Raw genomic sequence first — 20,868 nt, 5'->3', positions numbered from 1 at the left:
GCCATGATCGCCCGTATCGTAACCTGGGCGGTCGAGAAGCGCTGGCTAGTCCTGCTCCTCACCGTCATCGTCGCCGCCATCGGCGCCTTTTCCCTCTACCGGCTACCGATCGACGCGGTGCCGGACATCACCAACAATCAGGTCCAGATCAACGTCCGCGCGCCTGCCCTCTCGCCCGAGCTGGTCGAGAAGCAGGTGTCGTTTCCAATCGAAACCGCGCTCGCCGGCACCCCCGGCCTGGAATATACGCGCTCGTTGAGCCGCAACGGCTTCGCGCAGATCACGGCGGTCTTTTCGGACGCGACGGACATCTATTTCGCCCGCCAGCAGGTGGGCGAGCGTCTGCGGGGCGTGCAAGAGAATCTGCCCGACGGCGTGAACCCTGAAATGGGTCCGATCGCGACAGGCCTGGGCGAGGTGTACATGTACACCGTTCGTCTCGATCATCGCGAGGACGACAAGCACAAGCCCGGTGAACCGGGCCAACAGCCCGATGGCAGCTACATCACGCCAGAGGGCGAGCGACTGACGACCGAAGAGGACAAGGCGACCTACCTGCGCACCGCGCAGGACTGGATCGTGACGCCGCTTCTGAAGACCACACCGGGCCTCGCCGGTGTCGACTCGATTGGCGGTTACGCCAAGCAGTTCCTCGTCGTGCCCGACGTGCAGAAGCTGGCCTCGCTCGGCATCACGCTGACGGACCTGGGAAATGCGCTGGAGCGCAATAACACCAGCGTCGGCGGTGGCTTCGTCAATCGCAATGGCGAAGGTCTGGCTGTTCGCTCGGATGCGCTCGTTCGCAATGCCAGCGAGTTGGCCAGGACCGTGATCGCGACACGTAACGGCGTGCCGATCACGGTCGAACAAGTTGCGACTGTGAAGACGGGTCAGGCGATCCGCATGGGTTCGGCATCGGAGAACGGTACCGAAGTCGTCGTCGGCACGGCGATCATGCGGATCGGCGAGAACAGCCGCATCGTGTCGACCGCGGTCGCTGAGAAACTGAAGACGATCAACGCTTCGCTGCCTCCTGACGTCGTAATTCAGCCGGTGCTGAACCGCACCGAGCTGGTCAATTCGACGATCAAGACGGTCGCGAAAAACCTGTCCGAAGGCGCGGTGCTGGTCATCGTCGTGCTCTTCCTGCTGCTCGGCAACTTCCGTGCGGCCCTGATCGCGGCGTTGGTCATCCCGATCACCATGATGCTGACAGGCTTTGGTATGCTGCGCGCTGGGGTCTCGGCCAATCTGATGAGCCTTGGGGCTTTGGACTTCGGTCTGATCGTCGACGGCGCCGTCATCATTGTCGAAAACGCGCTGCGCCGGCTTGCCGAGCAACAGCATCATGAAGGCCGATTGCTCAGCGTCAAGGAACGGCTCGCGACCGTGGCAGCCGCTGCGCGTGAGATGATCCGTCCCTCTGTGTACGGGCAGGCAATCATCATCCTCGTCTACGTACCGCTGCTCACGCTGACCGGCGTGGAGGGTAAAACGTTCGGACCGATGGCGCTGACCGTCATCATCGCGCTCGCCTTCGCCTTCATCCTCTCTCTCACCTTCGTGCCGGCGATGATTGCGATCTGGCTGTCGAAGAAGGTCGAGGAGAAGGACGGCCGCATCATCACGTGGCTGAAGAAGCGCTACGAACCCGGTCTCGACCGGGCCATGAAGCGCCCGACGCTGACGATCGGTGCGGGTGTGGGAAGCCTTGTGGTGGCGGCGCTTGCTTTCACTACGCTCGGCTCGGTGTTCCTGCCGCAGCTCGACGAAGGCGATTTGCTGATCCAGTCGCTCCGCATTCCGGCAACGTCGGTCCAGCAGAGCCAGGCGATGCAGGTGCCGATCGAGCGGATGATGTCGAAGCAGCCGGAGGTGCAATTCGTCTATTCCAAGACGGGCACCGCCGAGCTGGCGGCCGACCCGATGCCGCCGAACGCGACCGACATGTTCGTCATCCTGAAGCCGCGCAAGGATTGGCCGGATCCTGAGCTTCCCAAGGAGGAGCTGGTCAGCCGGATCGAGGGTAATCTCGCGAAGATTCCGGGAAATGCCTACGAGATCACCCAGCCCATCCAGATGCGCTTCAACGAGCTGATCGCCGGCGTGCGCGGCGACATCGCGGTGAAGGTGTTCGGGGACGACTTCAACCAGATGAACCGGACGGCCGAGCAAATCGCGGCGGTGCTGCGCAGAACGCAAGGCGCAGCGGACGTGAAGGTGGAGCAGACGACCGGTCTTCCCATGCTCGACATTCGCGTCAACCGCGACGCGATGGCGCGGTTGGGCGTTACGGCTCAGGATGTGCAGGACACCGTGACTGCGACGATCGGCGGGCGAACATCGGGCCAGATCTTCGAGGGCGACCGTCGCTTCCCCGTGGTGATCCGCCTGTCGGAGGCGCAGCGTGCCGACATCGGCCTGCTCCAACAGGTGCAGGTGCCGGTGGCAGGCGGCGGCTATGTACCGCTGTCCAGCGTCGCCGAGATCAAGGTGGTCGATGGTCCGAACCAGATCAGCCGCGAGAACGGCAAGCGGCGCGTGGTGGTGCAAGCCAACGTGCGTGGCCGCGACGTCGGATCCGTCGTGGCGGATGCGCAGGCGGCGATCGGCAGCCAACTCCGGCTGCCTGCCGGCACCTATCTCGAATGGGGCGGCCAGTTCGAGAACCTCCAATCGGCAAGCGAACGGCTGAAGCTGGTCATTCCGGCTTGCTTCATTTTGATCCTGCTGCTCCTCTACGGGGCGTTGGGATCGGTCCGCGACGCCGCGATCGTGTTCACCGGCGTGCCTTTCGCGCTGGTGGGCGGCGTCCTGTTGCTGTTCCTGCGGGGCATGGACTTCTCGATCTCGGCGGCAGTGGGCTTCATCGCCCTCTCGGGCATCGCGGTCCTCAACGGCCTCGTCATGGTCAGCTCGATCCAAGATCTGATCCGATCAGGGATGAGCCGCGAGGAAGCCGCGCATGTTGGCGCGATGCAGCGTCTGCGACCCGTCATCATGACCGCGCTAGTCGCCAGCCTCGGCTTCGTGCCGATGGCGCTGGGCGAAGGCGCCGGCGCAGAGGTTCAAAAGCCTTTGGCGACGGTCGTCATCGGCGGTCTGATCTCGGCGACGCTTCTTACGCTGTTCGTGCTGCCGACACTCTATGCCCGGTTCGGGCAGAAAGTGATCGAGAAACCCGAGCACTACAATGAGGAGCATGAAGGGGACGACCACGGTCAGACCTTCGTGAACAACTTGGCCTGATGGATGGGCGGGGCGATCCGCGATCGCCCCGCCCATCTCTGGGAGATGGGGATATGCCTCGCACCATAACCAGCTCGATGCTTCACGGCGGGCCACTGCGCATCTGGTCGGCACTCACCGATCCGGATCATCGCCGGGCGTGGAGTCCGCTCGTATTTCTCGATGATCCGTCCCGGCTCGGCGACACAGAATGCACCTTTGCGATCCAGGGCATCACCCGGCCAATTCGGACGCCAGCACGGATTGATCGATTCGATAAACCGCACGCCTTCGCTTGGTCCTGCGGCATCCCCTATCTGTTCACGCTCGAAGAGCGGTACGAGCTGGCGGGGGACGATGGCGGCACCAGGCTAACGCATAGCTGCACGCTGCGCGGGGCGCTCTCCCTGCCGTTCGCGGCGATGATGTTGCGCCGCCTGCGATCCCTGATGGTCGAATCTGACGATCGCCTCGCAACCTATCTCCGCTGGCGGGTAGGTCAGCCTGCCCGGGCTATCAATCGTCAGCGCGTCCCCTTCCGCTGCAGGAGGAAGGCGCGATGATGATGCACTGTAAGCGGGTGCTGCCCGCCGTCATCCTCGTTGTCGGGCTCGCGGCGTGCTCGGAAAGAAAGCCGCCAGCCCCGCCAACGGAGCAGCAGATCCATTCGTCCGACAGCGCCGTGGCGACCGGGGAAATGGGGCGGCATAGATATCGCTGTTCCGACGGGGAACCGCTGTTCGTCGATTACAAGGACAACGGCCTGCAGATCGATTTGCGGCGCTCCAACGGGGGACCGCCGATGATGCTGACCGCGCCAGCGCAGGGCCTGCAATATGTCGGCGAAACAGCCACCGCGACCTTCAAGGGGTCGCAGCTCACCATCGTGGAAGGCGATGGCCGTACCCGGATCTGCGAGCAGGAAGGCACGCGATGAACTGCCCTGCCTTCGAACGCCACAGGGCGCTTCGTCGGAAGAGACCGATGTCTGACACGTCGATTTCAAATGTGACAACCTTGTGCGGCCTGAATCGGGCCGGTCTGGCGATCGCGCGCCTCGGCGTCGTTCTCGTCTCCGGGGCGGTTATAGGGGCGTGTAATCCAGCGCCGACCCAGCCTACCGAGCCGGCGCATGAAAAGCATCTGACGTCGAAACTAATCGCGCAGCGCATCATGTACTGCGACGACGGCACACGCGCCGATGTCGACTTCATCGATGACGGCTTGAAAATGGCCGTCACCTGGCTGCCGAAGGGCAGGACCGAGATCCTGCGCGCGCAGCGAACCGGTGACGAGTTTCGCGGCGACCATTCGCGGGCTGTCGTGGCGGGCGGATCGATCGCGTTCACGCGACGCGGGAAGATCCGCGTCTGCCACCGAACCCCGGAGGAGTCCTAGGAAATGCAGGCACTGCTCTATACGCTTGCGCCTGTGCTGGCGGTCGTGCTCGGCGCGATTGTCGCGAGCCGCACCAAGTTGAAACCTGGCCTCGTGGCGGGCCTACAGCATCTCGCTGCCGGCGTCGTGTTCGCGGCGGCAGCGACCGAAATCCTGCCGCAGGTCAAGCATGAGGCATCGCCCAGCGCGACGTTGATCGGCGGGGCGGCGGGCGTCGCGACCATGCTGGGGCTCAAGGCTCTTGAGGCCCGCTTCAAGGGGCCGATGGCGCTACTCGCCGCGATCGGCATCGACATTCTGGTCGACGGCCTGGTGCTCGGCCTCGCTTTCGTGGCGGGCGAGAAGGCAGGTCTCCTGCTGACGATCGCGCTCACTCTGGAAGTGTTATTTCTGGGACTGACGCTGACCGACGAGCTGGCGGAAACCTATCGCTCGCGCTTGCGCATCATCGTGATCGTCTCGGCATTGGCCCTGCTGCTGCCGATCGGCGCGCTCGCTGCCGTGCCGGTCGCCGCGCTGTCGCCGGTGATGATCGCCGGCTTCCTCAGCTTCGGGCTGATGGCGCTGCTCTACCTCGTCACGGAGGAGTTGCTGGTCGAGGCGCACGAGAAACCCGACACCCCGCTCATCAGCTCGATGTTTTTCGTCGGCTTCCTGGCCCTGCTGACACTTGAGGAGATGATGGGATGATCCCGGGCAACGACAACAATGGCGGGCAGGAGCGCCGCACACTGTGGATCGTCCTGCTGCTGAACGCGGCGATCGCTGCGGGCTTCTTCGTTTCCGGCTTCTTCGCGGACTCGAGCGCGCTGATCGCCAACGGCGTCGACAACCTGTCCGATACGGCTGTGTATGCGCTGAGCCTTGTGGCGCTCACCCGGGGCCAGACATGGAAGACACGCGCCGCGGTCGCTTCGGGCGTCATGCTGCTGATCTTCGCGGGCGGCATCTTGATCGATGTCGGACGGCGCTACGTGCAGGGCAGCGAGCCCATCGGACCTACCATGATGGTCATGTCCGCGATCGCCGGCGTCGTGAATTACCTCTGCCTGCGGCTGCTCCAGCGCCTCAAGGATCCGGACGTCAATCTCCGGGCCGCAACCACCTTCAGCTTCAACGACTTCATTTCCAACGGCGGCATCCTGATCGCCGGCGTGCTGGTGCTGTGGTTGGGTACCAATTGGCCGGACCTGCTGGTCGGCTTCGCCACCGCCATCATCGCCATCAAGGGCGGTGTCGAAATCCTGCGCGACGCGCGCGCCGAAACCAAGAAAAGCGAAAGGAGGTCGTCATGAACGACAAGCTCGAACTCGACATTCCAGTGTTGTTGCCGGACCTTCCTGACGCGGCCGATGCCTGCCTGGACCGTCTCGTATCAACCCTGTCAAAGCGCGAAGGTGTCGAGCGGGCGCATGTGATCTGTCTCGACGGCAACACGCCAGCGGCGCTGTGCATCCATTTCGATGCCGCCAAGCTGCCGCTGCCACGGTTGCGCGAAATGGTGCGCGCCGCAGGTGCCGAAATCACCGAGCGCTACGGCCATGCGATCTGGCAGGTGACGGGGATCAACCACGAACGTCGGGCGCGCACGGTCAGCGATGCGCTGTGCGCCTTGCCCGGCGTGGTCCAGGCAAGCGCCAGCACCAGCGGGTCTGTCCGGGTCGAATATGATCGCCGCGAAACCACCGAAGAGGAGGTGCGCGCTGCGCTTCGCAAGCTGAAGGTGAGGGTGGGCAAGCGGGTCGCTGCCGATGAACATGCCGGCCACGACCACGGCCCCGGGGGCCACGGCGCGGGCGAAGAGAAGCACGGCCCCGGCGATGGCCACGACCATAGCCACGCCGAATTTCTCGGCCCCAATACCGAGCTGATCTTCGCGCTCGCCTGTGGCGCGCTGCTGGGGATCGGCTACGCGATCGAGAGGCTGGTCGCTGGCGCGCCCGAATGGCTGCCGACCGCCTGCTATATCGCAGCCTATTTCTTCGGCGGATTCTTCACGCTGCGCGAGGCGATCGACAACCTCCGGATGAAGAAGTTCGAGATCGACACGCTGATGTTGGTCGCTGCGGCCGGCGCCGCTGCGCTGGGCGCATGGGCCGAAGGTGCGCTGCTGCTGTTCCTGTTCAGCCTCGGCCATGCGCTTGAGCATTATGCAATGGGCCGCGCCAAGAAGGCGATCGAGGCGCTGGCGAAGCTCGCGCCCGAAACCGCGACCGTGCGACGCGGCGGGCAGACCAGCGAAATCCCGGTCGAGCAGATGGTCGTCGGGGACATTGCCATCGTCCGCCCGAACGAGCGCCTGCCTGCCGACGGCTTCGTCATCAAGGGCACCAGCGCGATCAACCAGGCCCCGGTCACGGGTGAAAGCATCCCGGTCGACAAGGTGCCGGTCGCAGATGCCGCAGCGGCACGCGCCAAGCCCGATGCAGTCGACGCGGAAAGCCGGGTTTTTGCTGGTACGATCAACGGCGGCGGCGCGATCGAGATCGAGGTGACACGCCGTTCCAATGAAAGCGCGCTTGCCAAGGTCGTGAAGATGGTGAGCGAAGCGGAGACGCAGAAGTCGCCGACGCAGCGCTTCACCGACCGGTTCGAACGGATCTTCGTGCCCGCCGTCCTGGTCCTGTCAGTGCTCCTGCTGTTCGCATGGGTGGTCGTCGACGAGCCGTTCCGCGACAGCTTCTATCGCGCGATGGCGGTGCTGGTGGCGGCAAGCCCGTGCGCGCTCGCGATCGCAACGCCGAGCGCGGTCCTGTCGGGCGTTGCCCGTGCAGCGCGGGGCGGCGTGCTCGTGAAGGGCGGTGCACCGCTCGAAAACCTCGGGTCGCTCAAAGCGATCGCTTTCGACAAGACGGGCACGCTGACCGAAGGTCGTCCGCGCATCACTGATGTCGTGCCCGTCGATGGCGCCGATGAAGGCGAGTTGCTGGCGCTGGCTGTCGCCGTCGAAGCGTTGAGCGACCATCCCCTGGCCCAAGCGATCGTCAAGGACGGCCGCGAACGTCTGAACGATCGTGCCGTGCCGACTGCCGGCGACCTCAAGAGCCTGACCGGTCGGGGCGTCACCGCGAGCGTGGATGGCGAGACGGTGTGGATCGGCAAGGCCGAGATGTTCGGAAGTGAGGGCATTCCGGCGCTGGGGCAGGGCGCGCAGGACGCAATCGCGAAGCTGCGCGAGAACGGCCGCACGACAATGGTGGTCCGCAAGGGGGACCGCGACCTGGGCGCGATCGGCCTGATGGACACGCCTCGCGAAGCTGCCAAGACCGCGTTGCGTCGGCTGCACGAGATGGGCGTGTCGCGGATGATAATGATCTCCGGCGATCACCAGAAAGTCGCCGAAGCGATCGCCGACGAAGTCGGGATCGACGAAGCGTGGGGCGACCTCATGCCCGAAGACAAGGTTGCCGCGATCAAGAAGCTCGCCGGCGAAGACAAGGTCGCGATGGTGGGCGACGGCGTGAACGATGCGCCGGCGATGGCAAGCGCCACGGTCGGCATCGCGATGGGCGCGGCGGGGTCGGACGTTGCGCTGGAGACAGCCGACGTGGCGCTGATGGCCGACGATCTGGCGCACCTGCCATTCGCAGTCGGTCTTAGCCGCCATACCCGTGGAATCATCCGGCAGAACGTCTTCGTCAGCCTGGGTGTCGTCGCCTTCCTGGTGCCTGCTACCATCCTCGGCCTCGGCATTGGGCCAGCGGTGGCGGTTCATGAGGGATCGACGCTGCTCGTCGTCATCAATGCGCTCAGGCTGCTCGCCTACCGCGATCCGGCAGGGAAGGCGGCATGAAGTGGCTGATCGCCTTCGACCTCGACGGCACGCTTGCCGAGAGCAAGCGGCCGTTATCGGAGGATATGGCCGCAATCCTCGCCCGATTGCTCGCCATCACGGATGTGGCGGTGATCTCGGGCGGGGACTGGCCGCAGTTCGAAAAGCAGATCGCCTCGCGCCTTCCTGCCGGCGTCGCGCTCGACCGTCTCTGGTTGATGCCGACCACAGGCACGAAACTCTATCGGTTCATCAATGGCGCTTGGCGCGCGGTCTATGCCGAACTGTTCGACGACGCGGAGAAGGCGAAGATCCGCACGGCCTTCGATCAGGCGCTGACCGATGCCGGTCTCGCCGACGAACGTATCTGGGGCGAACGGATCGAGGACCGGGGCAGCCAGATCACCTTTTCGGGCCTGGGGCAGGCAGCGCCGCTGAAGGAAAAGGAAGCGTGGGATCCTGACCGAAAGAAGAGGACCGCGTTGCAGGCCACGTTGCGCGCGAAGCTGCCGGAGCTCTCGATCAATCTCGGTGGCACGACATCGATCGACGTGACCAGAGCAGGGATCGACAAGGGCTATGGCCTGAAGCGCCTGAGTGCCGAGAGCGGTGTCCCGCTCGACGGGATGCTGTTCATTGGGGATGCGATATTCCCCGGTGGGAATGACTATCCCGCTGCTGAAATCGGCCTCGACACAGTGAGGGTGCGCGACGTCGCGGAAACCACCGCCGTCGTGACCGCCATCATCGCGTGTCTGCACCGATAGGATCAAGATACATGGTCGGCTCCATCGCGGAATGCCGCATTGTCAAAGCTCTGGCTTCTGTCGCTTAGGGCAGCGCTTCCTAAAACGAAAAGAAGGCAATGTGCGCGTCTCCGCGAACAAAGCCTCCAGCGATCAATCTAAGAGATTCCGCCGCGCTTCTCAATCGTAGGGGGCGTTTGCGGGAGGGGGCGGAATCCTACGCTAAGGATTTGGGCCAGCGATATTCCCCGGTTAGATTGATGTGTTCCCATCCCAACGGCGAGACGTGGGCGAGTAGATCAGGCGCGATATGGGTACCGCTGGCGGCCCGGGTATTGACGACCTCGCCGAGCTTCATGGTGTTCCAGAATATGATGATGGCGGCGAGCAGGTTCATTCCGGCGATGCGATAGTGCTGGCCTTCGCCGGATCGATCCCGGATTTCACCTCGGCGGTGGAAGCTGATGGCGCGCTTTAGGGCGTGGTGGGCCTCACCCTTGTTGAGGCCGATCTGAGCCTGGCGCTGGAGGCCGGCATCAAGAATCCAGTCGATCATGAACAGGGTTCGCTCGATGCGGCCCACCTCTCGCAATGCGAGGGCCAGCTCATTCTGGCGCGGGTAAGAGGCGAGCTTGCGAAGAATCTGGCTGGGGGCGACGATCCCCGCTGCGATCGTCGCCATGATGCGCAGGATGTCGGGCCAGTTGCGCTCGATGAGCGGTTCATTGATCTTACCTCCGACCAGCGCTCGCACATTGGCCGGCGTCGCGTTGGGCGTGAAGGCATAGAGTCTTTTCTGAGGGAGATCGCGGATACGGGGGGCGAACCTGTAGCCGAGCAAGGCGCAGGCGGCGAACACATGATCGGTGAAGCCGCCCGTGTCGGCAAAATGCTGGCGAACGCGGCGGCCCGCGTCATTCATGAGCAGCCCGTCCAGGATATAGGGAGCCTCGCTGACCGTTGCCGGGATCACCTGGGTTGCGAACGGCGCATATTGATCGGACACATGGCTGTATCCCTTGAGGCCCGGGACGTTGCCATATTTCGCGTTGATCAGATTCATCGCCTCGCCCTGCTCGGTAGCAAGGAAGAACTGCCCGTCGCTGGATGCCGATTGCCCTTGTCCCCAGAAGGCGGCCATGGGCAGGGCGGCGTGGGCCTCCACGATCATGGCGAGCGCCCGATCATAGGCGCTGCCTTCGACATGCCAGCGCGCGATCCGCAGCAATTCCCAGAAGCTGTGCGTGTTGGTCGCCGCCGCCATCTTGCGCAAACCGAGATTGACGCCTTCCGCCAGCAACACGTTCATCAGGCCGATCCGGTCGCTGCAGGGCGCGCCGGTGCGCAGATGCGTGAACGCCTCGGAAAATCCGGTTCGCTCATCGACTTCCAGCAACAGATCGGTGATCCTCGCGGGCGGGAGCTGTTGATAGAGATCGAGCACGAGATCCTCGGCCCCTTCGGGCGTGTCGGCCCTCAGCTGGTCGATGTGCAGCTTGCCGTTCTCGATGATGCCGCCTGGGATCGTGCCGGTTCGCGCCGCGCGGCCAAACTCCTTCAGCCGTGTATCCAGTCGAGCCCTGCGCTCGGCCAGCCATTCGCCGGGTCGCAGCGGCACGGCGAGCCGCGCGGTCTGCTCTATCGCCTGTGGCGGGACCAGAAGCTGCTTGAGGTCGCCATAGCGGCGCGATCCCGCCAACCATATGTCACCGGACCGGAAGGCGTCGCGGATGTGGAACAGCACCGCGATTTCCCAAAGCCGGTGGTCGCCGCTGGGCTCAGCGCAAAGATGACGATGCCATTTCGAGTTGGGACGTAGAAAATCCACCGGCGGATCGACCTTGATCCCGTTACGCAGCATCGCAACGGCCGCCAGAAGAGGCGTGGCGATCGGCGCCGCCTGCATGTCGAGCAGGCGCAGCATCCTGGGCGCGTAGAGGCGGAAACGGTGATAGCCGTCCAGCACACGGCTGAGCGGGTCGGCCGCGAGCACGTTGGTCAGCGCGGAGGCCGTGGCGACAAGGGTTCTGAACCGTTCCCAGCCAGGCCCGGTGGCGATTATCCCGTCCAGGGCCGTGCCATCGTCCTGCGCTCCAAGCAAAGCACCACCGATTTCGGCAAAGGACTTCAGCGTGTCCCGAACGGCCGCCTTTTCGTCGGCGATCCTGGTGTTGCAAAGGCGTTCGGAGGCCCGATAGAGACGGCCTACGATGCGATCGTGGGTCTCCACGATGACATCGGCCAGCGATGACCGCCATTCCAGGGTGCAGACAGCGAGGATCGCAAGCCGCCTGTCTTCGGGCAGATCACGCATGCCGTCGGCGTAATAGCGCTCGCCCTGCCGGCGAAGCCGGGTCACACGATGCGCCGGCACGCCGTCCAGCAAATCCGCCGGAAGATCGAACCTTTGAAGATATTCCAGTCGATCCATCAGCCGGTTAGCGGCTGCTGAATTTGCGCCAACCTCGAACTGTCGCAGCCATACGAAGCGCGTGACGCGACCATCCACCGTATCCTCCAACAGGTGAGCCAAATTCTCGCTCAGGGTTGGCGTGATGCGATGGGCGATAAGATCCTCGATCCGGCGCTCGGCCTCAACCAGCGCATCGGCGCAAAGGCGCTCGATCGTCGAGGAGCCGGGAAGGATCGTGCGGGTGTGGCGACACTCCGCAACGAAGCGACGGGCAAGATCCTCATTCGATGTCGCCGCCTCGGCTTCCCGAGCGATCCATTCGCGCAAATCCCGTGCGCCCCGCCCCGAAAAGGAGCGATAGCCGTAGATTCGGCGAAGGTCCGCCAGATGCTCGTGCCGGGTCTCCTCGCGCGCGGCATAGAGGAGTAGATCGTCGCTGGTCAGGCCGAGCTGGGCCGCGATGAAATCCGATACCTGCGCCGGGATCAACTCGCCAGGAGCGAGCACCCGGCCCGGGTAGCGCAGGACGCACAGTTGCAGCGCGAAGCCAAAACGATTGTGGGCGCGCCGGCGCTGGCGGATATGCCCGAGATCCTCATCGCTGAGGGTATAGTGCCGCAGCAGCTCACCTTGATCGACCGGCAAGTGAAGCAGCGCCTCGCGCTGTCGATCGGTCAGGGTCACGCGACGCGGCATACATGCTCCTTATTCTTTCCGAGCTACGGTTTGAGATAGCTTGATTGAGATGCTGGTTAAGATACACAATAGCCCAATCTTATGTGCTCATGTTCGTCACCGCCTCAAACCTTCGTTTGTGATCCATGCTGATCGGCTACGCCCGCGTGTCCAAAGCCGACGGCTCGCAGTCGCTCGACCTGCAGCACGATGCCCTTCGCGCTGCCGGTGTCGAGCCAGGCAATATCTATGATGATCGTGCATCCGGTAGCCGTGATGATCGCCCCGGTCTTGCCGCCTGCCTGAAATCGTTGCGCGACGGCGATGTCCTCATCGTTTGGAAGCTCGACCGGCTCGGCCGAACGCTCACCCACCTGGTCAGCACGGTGCAGAATCTGTCGGATCGCGGTATCGGTCTGCGGGTGCTCACCGGCAAGGGCGCGCAGATCGACACCACGACGCCATCGGGCCGGATGGTGTTCGGCATTTTTGCCACACTGGCGGAGTTTGAGCGGGATATGATCCGCGAGCGCACCATGGCTGGCCTGGCCGCTGCCCGCGCGCGGGGACGCAAGGGTGGCCGCAAGTTCGCCCTCTCCAAGGCCCAGGTGCGGCTCGCTCAGGCTGCTATGGCCCAACGCGACACGTCCGTTTCCGACCTCTGCAAGGAACTCGGGATCGAGCGCGTCACTCTCTACCGCTATGTCGGTCCCAACGGGGAACTCCGGGATTACGGTCAGCGCGTGCTTGCTGCCAAAACGCGATGATGATGACGGGAGCCCCGATCAAACTTACCCAAGCGGACGCCGCAGACGTTGCAGACCTGTACAACCGTTGCAGCGACTATTTCCTGTTGCAGGACGGGGCCGCGCCCACGCTGGACGATGCTCGCGAGCTTTTCTCCGATGTGCCGCCCGAAAAGAGCGCCCACAATCAAGCTGTCCTGGGATGGAAGGGGCCTGGCGGCCTATATGCAATTGCGGCCATCCTCCGCGATTATCCGCGTGATGGCACATGGTATCTCGGCTTCATGATCGTAGATGCCGCACAGCGTGGTCGTGGCGTCGGACGCTCAATTTACTCGACGGTCGAAAGCTGGGCCGCTGCGAGAGGTGCCACAGAGATTCGGTTGGCCGTGCTGGAAGCGAATGAAGCGGCAGAGCGATTTTGGCGTTCTCTCGGCTTCATTGAGTATCGGCGCGTTGGGCCAGACACCTTCAAAATGCGTAGCCATCGCCGGATAGAACTGAGCCGTCGCCTTTCTGGCGCGACCGTAGAAGGCAGCAACAAGTAAGATCTCGCGCCGGCTATCTGGGCGAGCTTGGCGTAGGATTCCGCCCCCTCCCGCAAACGCCCCCTTTCAGGGAAGGGGGCTTGAGATCGCCTTGATGGCCTTCAATCCCGTTCCAAAACGAGCGATCGCGTCCCTGTTTCTCTCCAGCTCGCCATAGGGCAGATAGGCGAAGTCGAGATCGGCAATACGGCTGAAAGCCGGGCGACGGAGTTGCGCGCGAACGTCCTGCTCGCGCGCATTCGGTGCGACCAGGAATAGCCCGGCGGCAGCGTGCAGATCGCTCCCCGACAGCGCCAGATCGAGCATGCGCACGATCCCCGAGTAGATCGAGGTCGAATGTTCAACCTCGAACGCGGCGGCGACGCCGTCGCCACCCTTCGCCAGCCACAACACGTCGATGAGGCGGATCGAGTCCGCTCCGGGAGAGGTCGCAATGGCGTCTGGAAGGCGCTCGAGGCATCCCTGTCCAAGCGGGCAGCCAGCGTGAAGTCGACCGCGGTCATTGGCGGCGATCCACACATCGTAACCGAGGGCATGGCCGAGGTCGCGCAGCCAGGCCTGGATTTCGGCGTGCGTGCGATCGGTTTCGCCCTGCGCGGCGGCTGTCTTGTCGAGCCGGCTTGCCTCCGCTCTGGCATGTTCCAATCTGCCGAGCCAGTCGTCGGCCGCCGTTGCGTCATCCTCCAGCGGTGGCGCGGGATAGCGGCCCGAGCCAATGTCGAACAACAGTCCGCCGATCGCGCCGAGATCGTTGGAGAGCAACTCGCGGTAACGGTCGTTGAGGTCGAGGATGCCGGCGCGCATGGCGAGAAAATGATCCCATGACCCGAGCTTCACCTTGGCGCCGGTGACGGCATTGTAGCCCTTGACGATCGCGGTATTGAAGGGCGGCACCAGCGTCGGGTGAAGGAAATAGAGCAGGTTGGCCGCCGCCGGCCCCAGCCCCTTGATCTTGAGCGCGTCTATGCTGCGGATGTGGCTGATGATCTCCTCGGCGGTATCGCAGCACGAGCAATTGTCGAGCAGGCGACCGAACGCCCGCTGGTTGTCCGGGCTTTCGTAGATGTCTGGAATGCGCAGCTTGGGCTTCCACAGCCAGGCATGGTCGGCGCCCTTGAAGATCTGCCGCTGTTCGGCGATCGAGTGGACAACCGTTTCCAGTGACGAGCCGCGATAGGCGACGCCGAACCGCCCACTTTCGATTTCTGCGACCACCTGCTGCAGCCCGCGACGGATGGAGCGGAAGTTTTTCAGCCGTTCGTCCCACAGAAACCAGGAGCGATAGGTGGCGCCGGGATCGTCTCGCCAACGACGGACAAGCTCGCTCACGAGATCATGATGTGTCGCGGGTAACAAGGTCATACTGGCTGGGTCATCTAAACTGGGCTCCTTGCCGTTCAGGCTATCGCGAGCAAGGGCGGCTTGCACGTTCAATGTGCGATCCGCGAAGCGTGCTCAAATTGTCGGTGATCGCGCAGGGAAACGCCGCTGGCATTGGGCGTTGCCGGTCGCAACCGTCGACCGGGCGCACAGCCAGGCAGACGGCCGGCACGGGCGTCGCCGCCCGGGAGCGGCGCCGCAACCAGCTTTTTCCGGTCGAACTTAGCGGATCACTGCTTTGCGATCGCGGTGACCTCGCCATCGCTGCCCTTGAGCGAGAGGTCGAAATCGACCTTGTCGCCGACCTTGACCGCATCGGTGATCGACGGCGCGGCCTTGAACGCCATCGTCATCGCGGGCCACTTGGCCTCCGGGATCGGACCATGATCGAGCGTGATCGTGCCTGCCGCCTTGTCGATCGCGGTGACGGTGCCATGGCCCTTGGCCTTGATCGCGGCGTTCGCGTCAGGCGCCATCGACATGTTGCCCATGTCGCCGCTCATGGTCGCGGCGGGCGCCGCCTCGTTGGTCTCAGTCGCAACGGGGGCCTCCGCCTTCTTGCCGCACGCGGCAGTCAGGGCGGCGAGGCCGAGGGCAATGGTCAGTCGTGCATGGTTCATCGTCTTCTCCTTCATGATGAAACGGGTTGAGGGATGGGATCGGTCTTGGGCCGGCGCAACAGCAGGTAGGCGGCGGGCAGGACGAACATTGAGAGCAAGGGCGCGGTCAGCATGCCGCCGATCATCGGCGCGGCAATCCGGCTCATGACCTCCGAACCCGCGCCTGATCCCAGCAGGATCGGCAGCAGGCCGGCCAGGATCACCGCCACCGTCATCGCCTTGGGACGGACGCGCAGCAGCGCGCCTTCGCGCACGGCGGCCTCGACCTCGGCAGCGTCCGGATGTGCGCCGCGCTCGGCCAGCGCGTTCTTGAGATAGATCAGCATCACCACCCCGAACTCGGCGGAGACGCCGGCGAGCGCGATGAACCCGACCCCGGTGGCGATCGACTGGTTGAACCCCAGCAGATAAAGCGTCCAGATGCCGCCGGTCAGCGCAAACGGCAGCGTCCCCATGATCAGCGCCGCCTCGTCGAAGCGGCCGAAGATGAGGTAGAGCAGCACGAAGATGATCAGCAGCGTCGCGGGCACGACCAGCTTCAAGCGGTCGACCGCGCGCTCGAGATATTCGAACTGGCCAGAGTAAGCGATGCTGACCCCAGGCGAGAGCCTGACCTGTTTCGCCACCGCACGCTGCAGATCGCCGACCACCGAGGCAAGATCGCGCCCGCGCACATCGACGTAGACCCAGGTCGAAGGCCGGGCATTCTCGGTCTTGAGCATCGGCGGTCCCTCGGCGATCGAGACGTTTGCCACGGTGCCCAAGGTGATCTGCTGGCCCGCGGGCGTCAGGATCGGTAGCGCCCGCAGCCTTTCGAGGCTGTCGCGCAATTCGCGCGGATAGCGCACGCTGATCGGATAGCGGGCGAGGCCCTCGACCGTCTCGCCGATCGTCTCGCCGCCGATCGCGCCGGAGACGATGGCCTGGACGTCGGCGATGTTGAGCCCGAACCGCGCGGCGGCGGCGCGGTCTATGTCGACATCGACATAGCGTCCGCCGGTCAGCCGCTCGGCGAGCGCCGAGCTGACGCCGGGCACGCTCCTGGCCACGGTCTCGACATCATGCGCGATGCGGTCGAGCTCGGCGAGGTCACTGCCCGACACCTTGACCCCGATCGGGCTCTTGATGCCCGTCGCGAGCATGTCGATGCGGTTGCGGATCGGCGGCACCCAGATATTGGCGAGACCCGGAAGCTTCACCCGGCGATCGAGCTCGTCGACAAGGCGTTCGGGCGTCATGCCCGACCGCCACTGGTCGCGGGGCTTGAATTGGATCGTCGTCTCGAACATTTCGAGCGGCGCGGGATCGGTCGCGGTCTCGGCGCGGCCGGCCTTGCCGAACACGCTTTCGACTTCGGGCACGGTCTTGATCAGGCGGTCGGTCTGCTGGAGCAGCTCACTCGCCTTGGCGGCCGAGAGGCCCGGCAGCGCCGAGGGCATGTAGAGCAGGTCGCCCTCGTCGAGATTGGGCATGAACTCGCCGCCGAGCCGGCTGAGCGGCCAGGCCGTGGTGGCGAACACCAGAGCCGCGATCAGCAGCACTGCCTTGGGCCGCTTCATCGTCCAGTCGATCGCGGGCCGGTAGATATTGGTGAGCCAGCGATTGACCGGATTGGCCTGCTCGGCCGGAATGCGGCCCCGGATCAGCCAGCCCATCAGGATCGGCACCAGGGTCACCGACAGGATCGCGGCCGCGCCCATCGCATAGGTCTTGGTGAAGGCGAGCGGCGCGAACAGCCGGCCTTCCTGCGCCTCCAGGGTGAAGACCGGAATGAACGACAGCGTGATGATCAGCAGGCTGAAGAACAGCGCCGGCCCGACCTCGGCCGCCGCCTCGGTGACGACGATCCAGCGCATCTCGCCATCGAGATGTCTGTCCGGGTGATCCTGCTCCCAGCGTTCGATCCTCTTGTGGGCGTTCTCGATCATGACGACCGCCGCATCCACCATCGCGCCGATGGCGATGGCGATGCCGCCCAGCGACATGATGTTGGCGTTCACCCCCTGGAACCGCATTACGACGAACGCGGCCAGCACACCGAGCGGCAAGGTCAGGATCGCGACCAGCGCCGAGCGGACGTGCCAGAGGAACAGGGCGCAGACCAATGCGACGACGATGAACTCCTCGACCAGCTTGCGGGTGAGGTTCTCGACCGCGCGATCGATCAGCTGCGAGCGGTCATAGACCGTGACCACCTCGACGCCCGGCGGCAGGCTTTTCCTGAGATCGGCGAGCTTGTCCTTGACCGCCGCGATGGTCTCACGGGCGTTCTTGCCTGACCGAAGAATAACGACGCCGCCGGCGACCTCGCCTTCGCCGTTCAGTTCGGCGATGCCGCGCCGCATCTCGGGGCCGACCTGGATCGTGGCGACATCGCCGAGCCGGACGGGCACGCCGCCCGCCGCAGTCTTGAGCGGGATTGCCCGGAAATCGTCGAGCGTTTTCAGATAGCCCGAGGCGCGGACCATATATTCGGCCTCGGCCATTTCCAGCACCGAGCCGCCGGCTTCCTGATTGGCTTGGCTGATCGCCTGCACTGCCTGGGCGTGGGTTACGCCGTAGGCCGCGAGCTTCACCGGATCGAGCAGCACCTGGTACTGCTTGACCATGCCGCCGATGCTGGCGACTTCGGCCACGCCGGTCACGGTCTTCAGCTCGTAGCGCAGGAACCAGTCCTGCAACCCGCGAAGCTGCGAGAGATCGTGCCGGCCGGTGCGGTCGACCAGCGCATATTCATAGACCCAGCCGACCCCGGTCGCGTCCGGCCCGAGCGCGCTGCGGGCGCTGGCCGGCAACCGACCCTGGACCTGGTTGAGATATTCGAGCACGCGGCTGCGCGCCCAGTAGAGATCGGTGCCGTCCTCGAAGATCACATAGACGAAGCTGTCGCCGAAGAAGCTATAGCCGCGCACCGTCTTGGCGCCGGGCACCGACAGCATGGTGGTGGTGAGCGGATAGGTGATCTGGTTCTCGACGATCTGCGGCGCCTGACCCGGATAGGAAGTGCGGATCACGACCTGCACGTCGGAAAGATCGGGCAGCGCGTCGATCGGGGTCGAGCGCACCGCCCACAGGCCCGCGCCGACCAGCGCGAGCATGCCGAGCACGACGAAGAAGCGGTTCCTCACCGACCAGCGGATGAGATGGGCGATCACTGGCCCGCCACCTTCGCCATATGCCGCAGCGTCGGTCCCGCCGGGGGCCGGTCGAACCCGAACCGGACCCGGTCACCCGCCTTGAAGCCGCGCGCGATGCCCGGATTGGCGAGCGCGAAGGTCATCGTCATCGCCGGCCAGTCGAGCGCGGGAACGGGCTCGTGGCTGAGCGTCACCGAATTGGCCGTGATCCGCTCGATCTTGCCCGTCGTCTCGTACAGCGTGGCTTTCGACGCCGGCGCGGCGATGGTCGCCGATGCCGCACCGCCGCCGATCGGCCGCGCCTCGATTCCCGACAGGCTCGCCTCGGAATCGATCAGGAACTGCCCCGAGACGACGACGTTCTCGCCGGGCGACAGGCCGGCAAGGATCTCGGTCTCGCCGCCTGCCTCGCGGCCGATGCGGACCTCGGCGGGATGATAGCGCCCGTCGCCTGCGGCCAGCATGACGAGCGTGCGCCTGCCCGTGCGGATCACCGCTTCGCTCGGCACCAGCAGCGCCGGCTTGGCATCGCCGCCAAGCGCGACGCTGGCGAACATGCCCGGCCGCAACCGGCCGTCCCGGTTGGGCAGCTCGATCCGCACGGTGAGCGTGCGGCTGTCGGCCTGCGTGGTCGGCAGGATCGCGATCACCCGGCCGGCGAAGCGCTCGCCGGGGAAGCCCGCCAGCGTGGTGCTGGCATTCTGGCCGACCCGGACATCGCCCGCGCGCGCTTCGGGCACCGCGGCATTGAGCCAGACGGTGCCGAGCCCGCTTACCTGGGCGAGCGTCTGGCCCATGGCGAGCGTCACGCCGGCACGGGCGTCGAGCGTCTGGATCGTGCCCGAGATCGGCGTCGTGATCGTCACCACGCCGTTCGGGCGTCCGCTCCGCTCGACGCTGGCGATGAGGCCGTCGGACATGCCCATCAGCCGCAGTCGCTGGCGCGCGGCCGCGGTGAGGTCGGGCTTGCCGAGCCGCCTGACGCTCAGATATTCGGTCTGCGCGCCGCCCCATTCGGGCAGGAGCAGGTCCGCGATCGGCGCGCCGGCGCGGACCACGTCCCCGGGCGCTCGCGCATAGACGCGGCTCACGAACCCGCCCGAACGCGCCTGGATGACGGCGACGTCGCGCTGGTTGAAGTCGATCGTGCCGGTGACCTCGAGGGCCGAGGCAAGGCTGCCCATCTTCGCCGCGACGACCCGCAATCCCAGGCTCTGCCGCGCGGCGGGATCGACGGCGACCGTGGGGGCCGCGCCGGCGCTTCCTCCGTCCGCGTATCGCGGCACGAGCTGCATATCCATGAAGGGCGACTTGCCGGGCTTGTCGAACTTCTGGTTGGGGAACATCGGATCGTACCAGTAAAGGACTTTGCCTGCCCCGGCGGGCGTGGTCGCCTCCGATTGCGGTGCCTGGCGATGGCCAGCCCAATAGCCTGTGCCGCCGGCCAGCAGCGCGACAGCCAGGATCGATGCGCCCCAGCGCAGCGCGGATTTATCGAGCGTCATGGCCGCTCCTCCCCATAGGTGATAGTGATGCGGACCGCGTCGCGCGCGACGTCGGCTTCGCGGTTGAGCGCCTCGACCTCGGCCTCCGCGAGCCCGAGCGTCGTGAGCAGCGCGGCGCCAAGGTCGAGCTTGCCGGCGCCATAGCTGTCGCGGTCGAGCTCGGCGCGGTGCCTGGCGAGTGGCACCAGCGTCTCGCGGGCATTGCGCAACCGGGAGAGATGCATGGCATGGTCTGCGAGATCGGCGTCGAGCTGCGCCACCAGCTCGCGGCGGATCGCCTCGCGGTCGAACCGACCCCCTTGCGCAAGGCTCTCGCTTGCAGCGATCCTGGGGTTCTGGCGCTTGCCGGCGAACAGCGGCAGGTCGATCGACACGCCGACCGAGGCCATGTCGCCGTACATGGGATCGCGCCGGCCATAGGTGACGCCGACCTTCCAGTCGGGGCGCTTGTCGGCGCGCGCGAGACGCACGTCCGCTTCGGCGACTGCGATCCGCGCGTCCTGCGCGCGCAGGGCGGGAAGCGCATCGATCCCGGCCCGCAGCCGGATCGGATCGACATCGAGCATCGGCGGGTCGCCCGTCGCCTGCGGGTCGGGGTCGCCGGTATAGCGCGCGAGCCGGGCCCGCGCCTGCGCCACCACCGCAGCCATCTCGGCGCGGCGATCGGCGATGGCGGCGCGGAGCTGGTCGGGCTCGAGCG

The 20,868-nt window shown here is 65.2% G+C and carries 16 protein-coding genes; 10 read left to right on the top strand and 6 right to left on the bottom strand.

Going from position 1 to position 20,868, the window contains the following annotated elements; genetic code table 11:
• The first annotated feature begins 3 nt into the window (after nucleotides 1-3).
• Genes NCHOL11_RS17150 through NCHOL11_RS17115 form a run of 8 tightly spaced genes read left to right on the top strand, consistent with a single transcriptional unit; the run spans nucleotide 4 to nucleotide 9,165 of the window.
• Nucleotides 4-3,249, top strand: a complete 3,246-nt coding sequence (locus NCHOL11_RS17150; RefSeq protein ID WP_004212878.1) for an efflux RND transporter permease subunit — start codon at nucleotides 4-6, stop codon at nucleotides 3,247-3,249.
• Between the two features lie 53 nt (nucleotides 3,250-3,302).
• Nucleotides 3,303-3,791 (top strand): SRPBCC domain-containing protein, encoded by a 489-nt coding sequence (locus tag NCHOL11_RS17145; RefSeq protein ID WP_013849881.1) that lies wholly within the window; start codon nucleotides 3,303-3,305, stop codon nucleotides 3,789-3,791.
• The gene (locus NCHOL11_RS17140; protein ID WP_009824022.1) at nucleotides 3,788-4,165 is read left to right on the top strand and encodes a hypothetical protein; all 378 of its coding nucleotides are present in this window, start codon (nucleotides 3,788-3,790) and stop codon (nucleotides 4,163-4,165) included. Before NCHOL11_RS17145 ends, NCHOL11_RS17140 begins: the two co-directional genes overlap by 4 nt.
• Nucleotides 4,166-4,212: 47 nt before the next feature.
• Nucleotides 4,213-4,626, top strand: a complete 414-nt coding sequence (locus NCHOL11_RS17135; protein ID WP_004212881.1) for a hypothetical protein — start codon at nucleotides 4,213-4,215, stop codon at nucleotides 4,624-4,626.
• 3 nt (nucleotides 4,627-4,629) lie between these two features.
• The gene (locus NCHOL11_RS17130) at nucleotides 4,630-5,316 is read left to right on the top strand and encodes a ZIP family metal transporter (protein WP_004212882.1); all 687 of its coding nucleotides are present in this window, start codon (nucleotides 4,630-4,632) and stop codon (nucleotides 5,314-5,316) included.
• Nucleotides 5,313-5,921 (top strand): cation transporter, encoded by a 609-nt coding sequence (locus NCHOL11_RS17125; RefSeq protein WP_004212885.1) that lies wholly within the window; start codon nucleotides 5,313-5,315, stop codon nucleotides 5,919-5,921. The genes NCHOL11_RS17130 and NCHOL11_RS17125 overlap by 4 nt, the downstream gene beginning before the upstream one ends.
• Complete coding sequence (locus NCHOL11_RS17120; RefSeq protein ID WP_004212886.1) at nucleotides 5,918-8,419, top strand: heavy metal translocating P-type ATPase; 2,502 nt, start codon at nucleotides 5,918-5,920, stop codon at nucleotides 8,417-8,419. The genes NCHOL11_RS17125 and NCHOL11_RS17120 overlap by 4 nt, the downstream gene beginning before the upstream one ends.
• Nucleotides 8,416-9,165: an HAD-IIB family hydrolase gene (locus tag NCHOL11_RS17115; protein WP_004212890.1), complete on the top strand. Its 750-nt coding sequence runs from the start codon at nucleotides 8,416-8,418 to the stop codon at nucleotides 9,163-9,165. The genes NCHOL11_RS17120 and NCHOL11_RS17115 overlap by 4 nt, the downstream gene beginning before the upstream one ends.
• Nucleotides 9,166-9,361: 196 nt before the next feature.
• Here the strand turns inward: NCHOL11_RS17115 and NCHOL11_RS17110 are convergent, their stop codons facing one another.
• Nucleotides 9,362-12,253: a Tn3 family transposase gene (locus NCHOL11_RS17110; protein ID WP_097093800.1), complete on the bottom strand. Its 2,892-nt coding sequence runs from the start codon at nucleotides 12,251-12,253 to the stop codon at nucleotides 9,362-9,364.
• Between the two features lie 125 nt (nucleotides 12,254-12,378).
• Between NCHOL11_RS17110 and NCHOL11_RS17105 the strand changes: the two genes are divergently transcribed.
• On the top strand, nucleotides 12,379-12,999 hold the full coding sequence (locus NCHOL11_RS17105; RefSeq protein ID WP_008832583.1) for a recombinase family protein: 621 nt from the start codon (nucleotides 12,379-12,381) through the stop codon (nucleotides 12,997-12,999).
• Nucleotides 12,996-13,526 (top strand): GNAT family N-acetyltransferase, encoded by a 531-nt coding sequence (locus NCHOL11_RS17100; RefSeq protein ID WP_007686150.1) that lies wholly within the window; start codon nucleotides 12,996-12,998, stop codon nucleotides 13,524-13,526. The genes NCHOL11_RS17105 and NCHOL11_RS17100 overlap by 4 nt, the downstream gene beginning before the upstream one ends.
• Nucleotides 13,527-13,592: 66 nt before the next feature.
• On the opposite strand, the gene NCHOL11_RS17095 is transcribed toward NCHOL11_RS17100, so the two are convergent.
• From NCHOL11_RS17095 to NCHOL11_RS17075, 5 genes are all read right to left on the bottom strand, one after another.
• Nucleotides 13,593-14,888, bottom strand: a complete 1,296-nt coding sequence (locus tag NCHOL11_RS17095; protein WP_013039108.1) for a hypothetical protein — start codon at nucleotides 14,886-14,888, stop codon at nucleotides 13,593-13,595.
• Between the two features lie 248 nt (nucleotides 14,889-15,136).
• Nucleotides 15,137-15,541, bottom strand: coding sequence for a copper-binding protein (locus NCHOL11_RS17090; RefSeq protein ID WP_007406376.1), 405 nt, complete (start codon nucleotides 15,539-15,541; stop codon nucleotides 15,137-15,139).
• Nucleotides 15,538-18,681 (bottom strand): efflux RND transporter permease subunit, encoded by a 3,144-nt coding sequence (locus NCHOL11_RS17085; protein WP_007406408.1) that lies wholly within the window; start codon nucleotides 18,679-18,681, stop codon nucleotides 15,538-15,540. Before NCHOL11_RS17085 ends, NCHOL11_RS17090 begins: the two co-directional genes overlap by 4 nt.
• Nucleotides 18,678-20,168: an efflux RND transporter periplasmic adaptor subunit gene (locus tag NCHOL11_RS17080; protein WP_007406384.1), complete on the bottom strand. Its 1,491-nt coding sequence runs from the start codon at nucleotides 20,166-20,168 to the stop codon at nucleotides 18,678-18,680. The genes NCHOL11_RS17085 and NCHOL11_RS17080 overlap by 4 nt, the downstream gene beginning before the upstream one ends.
• Nucleotides 20,165-20,868: TolC family protein (locus tag NCHOL11_RS17075; RefSeq protein WP_141397912.1), on the bottom strand; the 704-nt coding region annotated here is incomplete at its 5' end. The genes NCHOL11_RS17080 and NCHOL11_RS17075, both read right to left, overlap by 4 nt.

This window comes from Novosphingobium sp. Chol11, assembly GCF_900218065.1.
Lineage (GTDB): Bacteria > Pseudomonadota > Alphaproteobacteria > Sphingomonadales > Sphingomonadaceae > Sphingobium > Sphingobium agri.
Note: the sequence above shows the minus strand (reverse complement) of the source record. Positions and strands in the feature narration are given on the sequence as shown.